The organism is Paenibacillus sp. Soil787 (assembly GCF_001429545.1).
Lineage (GTDB): Bacteria > Bacillota > Bacilli > Paenibacillales > NBRC-103111 > Paenibacillus_E.
In genome coordinates this window covers 10851-22853 of the sequence record NZ_LMSP01000048.1, presented here as the reverse complement: position 1 = coordinate 22853, position 12003 = coordinate 10851, and the positions used below count along the sequence as shown (strand labels likewise).

The 12003-nt window shown below is 45.3% G+C and carries 5 protein-coding genes; all 5 read left to right on the top strand.

Annotation, left to right across the window (positions count from 1 at the left end; genetic code table 11):
- The first annotated feature begins 298 nt into the window (after window positions 1-298).
- Window positions 299-2095 carry a sensor histidine kinase gene (locus ASG93_RS32515; RefSeq protein WP_056839134.1) on the top strand — a complete coding sequence of 599 codons (1797 nt, stop codon included), beginning with the start codon at window positions 299-301 and terminating at the stop codon, window positions 2093-2095.
- A gap of 104 nt (window positions 2096-2199) precedes the next feature.
- The gene (locus ASG93_RS32510) at window positions 2200-3516 is read left to right on the top strand and encodes an extracellular solute-binding protein (protein ID WP_056839131.1); all 1317 of its coding nucleotides are present in this window, start codon (window positions 2200-2202) and stop codon (window positions 3514-3516) included.
- A gap of 77 nt (window positions 3517-3593) precedes the next feature.
- Entirely contained in the window at window positions 3594-4475 is an 882-nt protein-coding gene (locus ASG93_RS32505; protein WP_056839129.1) for a carbohydrate ABC transporter permease, read from the top strand.
- Complete coding sequence (locus ASG93_RS32500) at window positions 4475-5326, top strand: carbohydrate ABC transporter permease (RefSeq protein ID WP_082615229.1); 852 nt, start codon at window positions 4475-4477, stop codon at window positions 5324-5326. Before ASG93_RS32505 ends, ASG93_RS32500 begins: the two co-directional genes overlap by 1 nt.
- A 701-nt stretch (window positions 5327-6027) precedes the next feature.
- On the top strand, window positions 6028-11997 hold the full coding sequence (locus tag ASG93_RS32495) for an endo-alpha-N-acetylgalactosaminidase family protein (protein WP_056839128.1): 5970 nt from the start codon (window positions 6028-6030) through the stop codon (window positions 11995-11997).
- Window positions 11998-12003: the final 6 nt, after the last annotated feature.

Genomic DNA, 12003 nt, shown 5'->3' with positions numbered 1-12003 from the left:
TTTTGTTTGCTCTATAAGATATTATTTGTTTTGGGTGATGGGATGCAGTGCTTACTGCCTCCCATGATGTTTTGTTTTCTGATTTGTGGGAGAAATGGGAATGGGAATTAGTGAAGTTCACTGACTATGACATATATGGCTGTCTCCTAGTTTCCTGGGGACAGCCCTTTCATATTGGAAGAAGGCTCACCTTTCTTCCATGCAAGAAAAGACTGGCGTGCCTAACAAATTGTGCTATGATATTTTACATCTCGGGAAGTAATCCCTTCCTAATAACGTGATGCGAGGTCGAGATCGAATGAACCGATTCAGGAAGCCATGGCGAACATCTACAACGCTCTACATTCTGCTGTTTACGATGGTGGTACTGCCCATATTGACGATTAGCGCTACTATTCTTCAAGTGTACAAAAGAGATCTGCTGCAGCAAACAACCGACCGAACGCTCCAGACACTTCATGCGGTGACGTACTCGATTGAGCAGGAAATTAGCAATGTCGTCAACTTTTCCGCAGCGGTTGGCATGGATTCGGAGGTGCTGGAGACAGCGACTTTGCTGCACGAAACAACCACGGATAATAGGCAGCCCTACTCCATCTCTTTATCAAAAGCACTAGGAAAATACAGCTCTTCCATGTCAGGAAGGGTGCAGTCGATCAATTTCTTCTATAAAGATGGTGGCGTCTATTCGTACTTAAAAGATTTGGTTGTAGATGAAAACAGTTTACGCAAAATGGATTGGTACAAGGCAACGATCGCCGAGCAGGATCACGTTCATTTCATTGGCAAACAAAAAGGCGCGCTATACGATTCACGGGAATCTACGAGCATTGTAACCACAATTGCGCCGAGTTATTTTCAAATGCTGCATGACATTGATTTCATATATTTTGTTTTTAGTCGGGATCATTTCGAGAAAATGCTGTGGCAGAATCCAATCAGCGGATCATCGGCATTCCGCATCGTAACGACGGATGGCAACGTTATCGCCTCCAGCTATAACTTACCGGCAAACGAGCAAGGAATGGATACTTCCCTGATCAGCCGCATCAACTCGCAGCGCGAGGGTAACTTCGTGGATACGATCAATGGGCAAAAGATGATGGTAGCCTTTGCTACGGTGGACATTGCGAACTGGAAGATCGTTTACCAAATTCCTTACAGCGAGTTAATGGCTAATTACAGCATTATCTATCGATTGGTCCTTTTCGCGACCTTCGTCGTCATCGTCGTATTTCTGATCATTTCTTTTTACCTTGTTCATAATTTAATGAAGCCTATTCATGTATTAGTTGTGAAAATGTCGCGCGTCATGGACGGGAATCTCAATGTGAAGATCGAGGCTTCCGGCAGTGCCGAGACGGTTACCCTAGGGCTCACGTTTAACCATATGATGGACCAAATCAAGCTGCTTATTAATCAGACCGAACAGCAGGAGAAAGCGAAGCAGAAGGCGGAGTTCGCTGCGATGCAATCGCAAATTAATCCGCATTTTCTGATTAATACACTCAATTCCATTAAACTGATGGCGATTATTAGCCGAGTTGACAACATCCGCAATATGACCCAGGCGCTGATTCGTTTGGTATCTTCATCCTTCAATCGTGGAGGCAGTTTGACCTTGCTTGCCGATGAAGTTGAGAACTTGAAACAGTACATTTTCATAATGGAAACACGTTATGGCAATAAATTTGAGCTGAAATGGGAAATTGATGAATCAGCAATGTCGCTCTATATTTTGAAGCTGCTGCTTCAACCAATTCTTGAAAATGCAATTACACACGGTTTGGTTAGTAAAGAAACGATTGGAACGATTATGATTGGTATCCACAAGGTGGGCGAGCAGCTTTGCATTGTTATCGCAGATGATGGCGTAGGCATCCCGGACGAGCAGATCGAGAAGCTGCAGGACCCTGACCAGGATTATACGTTCAGCGGCATGGGCATTCTTAACGTACATCATCGCATTGTGCTGCATTACGGACAAGACTATGGTGTAACGATAAAGCGGTTGGAACCGTCTGGCACGAAGGTGGAAATTATACTTCCAATCATCCGAAGTCAGGAAGAAAATCAAATCGTTAGTTCAAAATAGATCAAGGAATGGGCAAAATCGATCATTCGGCTGCGTTAAACAATCGATTATGATAAATACAAGGTACAAACAACCTAATCGATATCAAGTGGGGGGTCAATTCGATGAAGAAGAGAAAGTGGGCAAGTTCTTTAGCTTTGGTTAGTTTAGTGGCCATGACGGCTTTGACAGGATGCGGCGGTACAAAGCCTGCATCAACACCGGCAAGCGCAGCGCCGGAAGCAACTAAAGCAGCGGAGCAGACGGCTAAGCCAGCTCAACCGGTGAAGCTGAAGCTCGCCATGTGGGATACGAAAGTTGATTTTGAGTATTGGACAGAGAAGGCGAAAGAGTATACCAAGCTTAAGCCGAACGTAACCGTTGAAGTGGAAAAGGTGCCTGACAATGGAGGCCAATACTTGAAGGTGAGATTGGCGGCAAATGATTTGCCTGATCTGATGTATTTGAAGCCGAACCACATGCAAATTTACAAGCAAGCACTGCTGCCTCTGGATGATTTAAATGCGGCCAAAAACAACAAGTTTCCGACTAAAATTGATGGCAAAGTATTAGGTCTTCCTCTCATCTCGTTCTCTGAGTTTGTTTATTTCCATCCAAGTATCTTCAAAGAGTTGGGCTTGGAAGTTCCGAAAACGTTTCCAGAATTTATTACGACAATGGATAAGATCAAAACGAATGGCAAATACACACCAATTTCCATTGGTGCCAAAGATGATTGGACATTCTATCCTTTGATGGAGTTCGGTCCGCATATTTTATCTGGAGATGAGAACTATTTGGCGAACCTGGCCAAAAATCCTGCGCCATTTGGAGATAGCAGCAACTTTGATAAAGTAGGTAAGGCGATCAAGGTAATTGCTGATAAGAAATACGCAGGTCCTGATGCGTTGTCTGTTTCGTTCGACCAGTCTACACAGTCCTTCGAAGCGAAGAAGTCGGCAATGATTGCGCTTGGTCAGTGGTACTATCCTTCTTACATGGAGAAAGTGACAACGGATGATGATCTGGGCGTGTTCCCGCTTCCTTTCCGCGAGTCGACTAGCAGCGATCTGTCTTCGATGATGATGTCCGATATGAACATCGGTATTAACAAAAATACCAAAAACGTCGAAGAAGCCAAAGCATTCATGGACTGGATGTTCAGTAAAGACGTCTACTCAGGTTTAGTTAATAAAGTACAGCAATTCTCCACGGTTAATGGTATCACAACGGATCTTCCGTTCTTCAACAAGTGGACAGCAGCTAATCCTTCTAAACCGTTTGTTTATTACGGAACAGATGAGGCCTATGCCAAAGTGAGCGCTGCTGCACAATTCGATCCTAAGAAAGCCGCACAAAGCATTTTTGCCGGCAAAGCGATCGATGGGATTGAAAAAGAATTAAATGAAAAGTGGAAAAAAGCGATCGATTCAACGAAGTAATGACGATAGAGGGTACTATTTGAGCGAGACGGAATAGTACCCTTTTCCTATCAATAGAGACTTAGGGGTGAGTGGAGATGAGTTACAGCTTACAGAAGAAAGTTATCATTTGGTCGTTTTTGTTCATTCCGGTTGCGCTCATGCTCTTGTTCCTCATCTATCCCACGCTTCAACTGTTTCACTACAGCGTAACGAATTGGGACGGCTACAGCGAGAGTTTGAAGTACATCGGGTTTGATAACTATAAAAAACTGATTTTTGATTTCCCGGATGCCTGGCAAGCTATTGGCAACAATGGCATCTACTTTATCGTCCATCTGCTGTTCATTCCTATTGAAGTAATGACAGCGGTGCTGCTCAATCGCACGATACGCGGTAGTTCGTTTTTTCGTTTTACGGTACTTATGCCTTACATTATTAACGGTATTGCCGTCGCTTATATGTTCAGCTACATCTACAACCCTGTGAATGGGCCGCTCAACGAACTGCTCAAATGGATGGGGCTGGAGTCGCTCATTACCGGTTGGTTAAGCAACTTGAGTATCGTAAATTACTCGCTGGTCGCTGTATCTCTATGGCGCTTCAGCGGTGTTCATATCATCCTCATTCTGGCGGGCTTGCAGTCGATTCCGACTGATCTGTATGAAGCTGCCAAAATGGATGGCGCTGGTTTTTGGACGCAGCTCCGCCATATTACCTTGCCTGGCATTCGGCGTGTTATGGAAATCATCTTGTTCCTGAACATTTCCGGCGCGCTGCTGCAGTACGATATCCCCTATGTAATGACAGGCGGCGGACCTGGAACAGCCAGTTCTACTTTTGGTTTGTTTTCCTTGCAAACAGCGTTTACCTATAACAATTACGGTCTTGCTTCGGCCATGGCGGTCAGTCTTTTGATCTTGATCATCTGCTTCTCGTCTATACAAAATTGGATCATTAAAGATAGGAGCGAGTCTTAATGGAAGTCACACTTACCGAGAGCAAACGCCAATTGCTCAGCAATGTCCTGTATTATATCTTTTTTATTGCGATGTGCTTGATTGTGTTCATTCCGGTTCTACTTGTCGTATTCGGCTCGCTGAAGACAAATGCAGAGCTGGGGGCGACATCACCTTTCTCGCTGCCAAGCAATTTCATGCATTTCGAGAATTTTGTAAAAGCGTTCAATGAAGGTCACATACTACTTGGTTTACGCAATACCTTGGTGCTGGTCGTTGTTAGTATGGCTGGTAATGCCATGCTCGGCACGATGACGGCATTTGTGCTCAACCGTTTTGATTTTAAGCTGAAAACAATGGTGCTGCTGCTGTTCATGGCTTCGATGATCATTCCGACATACACGACGGAGATCGCACGTTTTCAGCTGATTCACGCCATGAGTCTGTACAATACATTGGGTGCTCCGCTGCTCATTTACGTAGGCACGGACATTATGCAAATCTATATTTACATCCAGTTCCTAGAAAAAATATCAGCCCAGCTAGATGAAAGCGCGATGATGGATGGTGCATCCTATTTCCGCATTTTCCGCTCAATTATTTTCCCGCTGCTGCTGCCGGCGACCGCTACGCTTGGGATTCTTAAGAGCGTAACTATTATGAATGACATTTATGTGCAAAATTTATATATGCCAAAAAAGGAGCTTGCAACTTTACCGACGGCTCTCATGGCTTTTGTCGGTCAGCGGAGTTCAGATCTGGTGGCGCTCTGTGCAGGTATTATTCTAGTGCTGCTTCCCAGTATGCTGTTCTACATCGTGTTCCAACGCTACATCTTTAAGGGCTTGATGGATGGAGCCATCAAAGGTTAGCTGCCTGGCTAACGAACTTCAATATGGGGGATGTCTTGAGTGACGATTGGGATCAGGAGTTGTGGGATGACTTGAAGTCAAGGTGATTGGCGCTGCTTCAAGCGCTGAAGCATGCTCAAGCAAGTCAGTGGGAACCGTGTTCAAACAATTGGAGAAGCGATTGCAAGGTATGAGGCAGGAGCTTTCAGACAGAGAGAGCCTTTTTCGTCGATGCGTTGTGGGAGCCCGAAACTGCTCTTAATGCCAAAGGCATTCGGCTGGAGGAGATAAGCGTTTTCGACCCGTTTGATGAGGTCAAACAGAACGATACGCTGGAAGAAATGCTGTATTATGTGAAGCAGCGGCGGTAGCTATTTTGTTGGAGGAAGATTATTGGCAGACGTATTCAATACGGAACGTATACGACCTTTTATGCTTTTGATTACCGTCACATCCCTCATTCCCAGGCTGTTCGCCGAAAGTAACTGGTTGGGGCAATTCATGTCTACTTAAATCTGGGGACTTGTTAAAAAAATGAAGGGTAAGTTACAAAATATATCATTCTTTTATAGTAGAAATCCTACTACAATTTATTGTAAGCGCTTCAAATGCGATTTTTTTAAATTCGCGAATTACTCTATAGAAAGGAAGAGTTAGAGATCGAAATGAGTAGCAAGTGTTTCTAGAATGGTTTCATGTTAAGGACAGTATAAGTGGCATGATTGAAAATTTCATTTAAGGGGCTGATGAAACTGGCTAGGAAAAGTAAACTATTAAAAATTTCAAGTATTCTTGTTTTCTCTTTGTTTGTTCAGGTGGTTGGAAGTATTAATGGAACTTTGGCAAAATTCACATCTACTGAAGCGTATGCAGCATCGCAAACCATTGAGTCTTCCGCAATGAGAGTAACGATCGACGATACGTTCCCAAGAGTCATTCAATATCAGTGGCTAGCCAATAACGCCGTCATGTACGGCCAAGAGGATACGTTAACTCAGGTAATGATCAATGGAACGAGCTATACGCCAGACGTTACATTGAATAAAACGTCTTCTAAGGCGTCCTATACATTATCTTTTCCGTCGATCAGCGTTACGATGACGATCGATATGGAAGTAACAGGGAATACACTAAATTACAATGTTACAGGAATTACGGAGAATAGTACGACCAAAGTCAATACATTTGAAATCCCGAATCATAATCTGCTTTCCGTAAGAAGCACACAAAGCGGTGCGGCATTTTCTGGCTCACGGATGTACACGGCGGTTACCGGTACAGGTGATACGTTCAAGGATGTGACCGGTAATCCTGCCATCGATAGCTCGCCGCAAAATTATTTGTACACCTTTCTCAATACGAGCCAGCTTGCTGGGGGCATCTGGACGAATGCGATTTCAGATTATACGACAGATGGCGATAATGAAAGGCTTCATAAACAGACTGTAAGTAAAAGCGGCTACACGCGTACCGGAATTTGGAGCGGGTCATGGCTATACAGACCTGCCGCTATGAGCGTAACCGAAGCACTGCCAAGCGAAAAGGTTGTCATTACTGGCGATGCCAATGGCGATAGTACTGTAGATTGGCAAGATGCAGCGGTAGCATTCCGCAGTATTATGAATACGCCGTTTGACAGCGAGAAGATTCCCGATCTCGTTGTTCAACGGATTCCGTTTAATTTCGGCAGCCAAGCAACGAACCCGTTCTTAAAGACGTTGGATGAAACGAAGCGAATCTATCTGGAAACCGATGGGTTGAATCAGTTTATTTTGCTGAAAGGGTATCAGCAGGAAGGGCATGACTCCGCGCACCCGGACTACGGCAATAATATAGGTTTCCGCCAAGGCGGAGCGGCAGATATGAACACACTTGTCAATGTGGGACACAATTATGGTGGTTTTTTTGGTGTGCATATTAGTGGGACTGGAGCTCTCCCGGAGGCGAAATATTTCAGCGACACACTTGTAGATCCTAAGAAACCGGGTTGGGATTGGTTAGACCAATCTTACGATTTCAATACAACTCAAATGCGCAATGAAGCTTCGACTGGAGCGAGGTTAAATCGCTTACAGGAATTAAAGAATAACGTGCCCAATCTGGACTTTATTTATGCGGATGCCTGGTTCGAAAATGGCTGGAACGGCCTGAGGCTCGCTCGAGAAATGAACACCTTGGGATGGGGCACTGCTACGGAGTTCCCCAGTTACATGGAGAAAGATGCGCTATGGTACCACTGGGCAGTCGATTATAACTATGGCGGGCAAAATATTAAAGGATTTAACAGCCAAATCGCACGTTTTATCCGCAATCATCAGAAGGATACATGGATCGCCCGTAATCCACTGTTAGGCGGCACCGAATTGGCATCCTACGAAGGTTGGCAAGGCAAGGTTAACTTTGACGATATGATCAAGATGACTTTTAATACGAATCTTCCTACGAAGTATATGCAGCATTTCCCGATCCAAAAATGGTCGAGCAACACGATCAACTTTGCAAATAATGTTAGCGTTACAAATGCAAGCGGCACAAGAGTTATGACAAAGGACGGCATTATCATCTTAAATGGCGGAGCCTATCTGCTTCCATGGAATCCGAATACGGAAGATAAACTGTATCACTGGAATTCAACTGGAGGAAGTACGACTTGGACACTGCCTTTAAGCTGGTCAGGACTCAGTACAGTGAAGCTTTACAAGCTGTCGGATCAAGGTAAGCAGTTGATTCAAGATTTGCCGGTTACGAACAATCAAATATCAATCAATGCTTCTGCTAATACCCCCTATGTTATTTACAAAGGAGCAGCTTCAGCAACTCCGGATGTGAATTGGGGAGAAGGGACGCCGCTAAAAGATCCTGGTTTCAATAGCGGCGGACTGGCATCATGGACTTTAGCTGGAGATACCACAAAAGCATCCGTTCAGAGAAATGGGCTTGGACAAAATGAACTTAAGATAGCAAGCGGCGCTGAAGTAACTGTAAGTCAACAGCTTACAGGACTTTCACAGGGAACTTATTCAGCCTACGTCTACGTGCAAGTGGACGGTACACGCCGTGCCGTCATCGGGGTCAAAGATTATGGCGGTACAGAAGTGACCAACTATACGGATAGCTCTTTTGCCAGCAATTTAATTGCAGGAGATGCCAAGAGTAATACCAAAATGCAAAGGATGCGTGTGCTGTTTGACGTTCCGGCAGGGCAATCTACGGCAACACTTTATTTGAAAGGTGAAACAGGCACGGCACCTATTACATTTGATGATGTCCATATCATGAAAGTACAGCGGGCTGCAAATCCGACAGGAGCTTATTTTGCGGAAGACTTTGAGCATGTAGACGCAGGTTGGTATCCATTTGTGAAGGCGGATGCGGGCGGTAATACCGATCCGAGAACACATCTTTCCGAATTACATGCGCCATACACGCAAAAAGGATGGAACGGTAATGCTATTGATCACACGCTTAATGGAAACTGGTCGCTAGTCTCGCATAAGGAGAATACGGGTCTTTTATACAGGACATTGCCGCAAACGCTTCGATTCGCGCTAGGCACGAACTATACGATCGCGTTCAAGTATGAGAATCAACAATCCGGGGATTATGCGTTCATTGTAGGCGATGGAGCCACAGAGGTATCCAGCACTAACTTCAGTACCGTTACTTCTCCGCAGACGTTTACAAAAGTTATTGCTGCAAGCTCCACTGGAAACACTTGGGTGGGAATTAAAAAAGTGAATAGCAATGCCACGGACTTTGTCATGGATGATTTTACAGTGAATGTTGGTGGCGTGCTTCCCCCTAGTAATTTGATTCCACATTCGCAAATGACTGCTACGACAACTAGCTTTCAAGTCGGTAATGAAGCATCCAATGCAATAGATGATAATTCGGCGTCCATCTGGCATACCAAATGGGACTTGAGCAATCCGCTTCCGCAATCGATCACTTTGAATCTTGGCGGTACTTACAATGTGACGAATCTGAAGTATTTGCCAAGGCAGGATGGAAACAGCAACGGCAAAATTACATCTTTTAACGCTTATGTAAGCAACGATGGTGTTAATTTTACGAAAGTTGCAACCGGAATCTGGGCTAATGATGCGGCAGAGAAAAACATTGCGATTGCGCCTACGAACGCTTCCTATGTGAAGCTTGAGGCAACGGCAGGGAGCGGCGGATGGGCATCGGCAGCAGAATTAAATGTTTACTTTGACTTGCCGGTTATCATTCCACATTCGCAAATGACAGCAACTGCAACTAGCTATCAGACCAGCGATGGAGCGTCAAATGCTATTGACGATAGCAACGCTACCTTGTGGCATACGAAGTGGGATTTATCCAATCCATTGCCACAGTCGATTACGTTAAATTTAGGCGGCAGCTATAAAGTTAGTCAAGTCAATTATTTACCAAGGCAAGACGGTAATGTGAATGGAAACATAACGAATTATAACGTGTATACGAGTACAGACGGTGTGAATTACACGAAAGTAACGAGCGGAAGCTGGGCAAACAGCGCTGCTCTCAAAAGCGCTACCTTTACACCAGTAAATGCAGCTTATGTGAAATTGGAGGCAACGAGCGGTACTGGCGGCTGGGCATCAGCTGCAGAGATTAACGTGTATCGAAGTAATATCAGTGTATCTGCGGCCTATACACAGGATTTCAGCAACGGCATTGGAGGTTGGAACGATGTTATTGGCACAGGTGCATTGACTGTACAGTCGGGTGTGTTGAACCTCAATGCGCCAAACAATACAGTCGCGGTGGATAGCAATTCCCCTGCGCAGGCTGACGGTGTTTACGAGGCCCAAGTTACGCCGCAAAATGCGAATGGAAGAGTCGAGCTCATATTCAGATATGCATCCGCTTCTTCATGGGCTGGTATCGGGTATAATTCGACTAACAATTGGGTTTGGGACAATGGGCTTGGGCAGTACGGAACGTTAACGGACACAGGTCCTGCGTTAATAAGCGGAACCACCTACAAGTTGAAAGTCCAGTTTATCGGCTCCAATATTACAGTATGGATAGACGGAAATCAGATTTATGGCGGCTCGTTGACCCAGTTGCCCACATCTGCAGGTAAAATAGGTGTTCGAGATTGGTTTGGTTCAAGTACGAATTTCGACAATATCGTTTATTCATCTTCCATTGCAGAACTAACGACTACGGACAATGCACCGGCAAACTGGGTCAATCAAGACACCACGGTAAACCTGAACGCAACGGGTAGCGTATCCGGCGTTTTGACGACAAATTACATCATCGACGTTGGAGCTCAGCAAACCGGAACCTCTGTCGTGCTGACAACAGAGGGCGTTCATACAATTAAATATTGGAGCGTAGACGGCGTGGGCAACACAGAAGCCCAAAAGACGGCAACTGTTAAAATCGACAAGACGGCACCAGTCTCAACAGTGACCAAGTCACCGGCACAACCGGATGGACCCAATGGAGAATACATCACTCCTGTCACAGTTACCGCAAGTGTCAATGATAATTTGTCAGGTGTGAAGAAGACGGAGTACAGTCTGGATAACGGGAGTACATGGGCGCAGTATACAGCGCCCGTTACTTTCATAGAGGAAGGCCAGTACATGTTGATGTATCGCTCGACCGATCAAGCGGGACTTGTTGAACAACCACAGAATCTTGGTTTTAAAATCGGCTCGCCAGATCACACAGCGCCAACGACAACGGATAATGCGCAAAACAGCTGGGTCAATCAAGACATCACAGTAAACTTAAGCGCAAGAGATAGCGAATCCGGTATGGCTAACACCTATTACACAATTGACGATGGTGCCCAACAAACCGGTAATTCTGTAGTATTTTCCGCAGAAGGAGTCCATAAGCTTGTTTATTGGAGCGTCGATAAAGCAGGAAACGTAGAACAAGCGCATACGATTACCATCAGCGTCGACACGACAGTTCCGGAGACACAAACAGCGATAACCCCGCCACAACCGGATGGATTGGACGGATGGTATGTTCATCCTGTAACGCTAAACCTGAGCGCTGCCGATACTATGTCCGGCGTTGCCAAATCAGAGTACAGTCTGGATGGCGGTGTTACGTGGCAAAGTTATAGTACGCCTGTGACGTTGAGCCAGGAAGGCAAGTACACCGTGAGCTATCGTTCGACGGACAATGCCGGCAACATAGAACAGCCAAAAACGATCAGCTTCAATCTGGACACGATTGCCCCGACAATCACCGTCACCGGATTGGTGTATGGCACGTTTAGCGATGCCGAGAGTATTGTACCGGTCATTACACTGAACGATGGCCTGTCAGGGGTTGACGCCAGTAAAACTACAATGACGTTAGATACGTACGAGCTGCAGCAAGGGAATTCGATTCCTCTCTATACATTGCCTTTAGGTTCTCATGCTTTGATCGTAACAGCAAATGATCTGGCGGGGAACACAAGCAGCCAAACTGTTTTATTTCAGACCACGACGAGCGTCGACGCCTTGCAGGCATTAGTAACACACTTTGCTAATAATGGGTGGATCGATAATGCGGGAATCGCTAATAGCTTGCAGCATAAATTGGCTGCGAACAATTTGGCTGATTTTGCTAGTGAAGTGAAGGCACAGAGCGGCAAGCATATATCAAGCCAAGCCGCAAACTACTTGCTGCGGGATGCTCAATATTTGTTGTCCCAAATATATCAGATGTAAGAATTA

What these genes read in the sequence shown, in the direction of transcription:
- ASG93_RS32515 (WP_056839134.1), top strand. Translation starts at nt 299, where the DNA reads ATGAACCGATTCAGGAAGCCATGGCGAACATCTACAACGCTCTACATT.
- ASG93_RS32510 (WP_056839131.1), top strand. Translation starts at nt 2,200, where the DNA reads ATGAAGAAGAGAAAGTGGGCAAGTTCTTTAGCTTTGGTTAGTTTAGTG.
- ASG93_RS32505 (WP_056839129.1), top strand. Translation starts at nt 3,594, where the DNA reads ATGAGTTACAGCTTACAGAAGAAAGTTATCATTTGGTCGTTTTTGTTC.
- ASG93_RS32500 (WP_082615229.1), top strand. Translation starts at nt 4,475, where the DNA reads ATGGAAGTCACACTTACCGAGAGCAAACGCCAATTGCTCAGCAATGTC.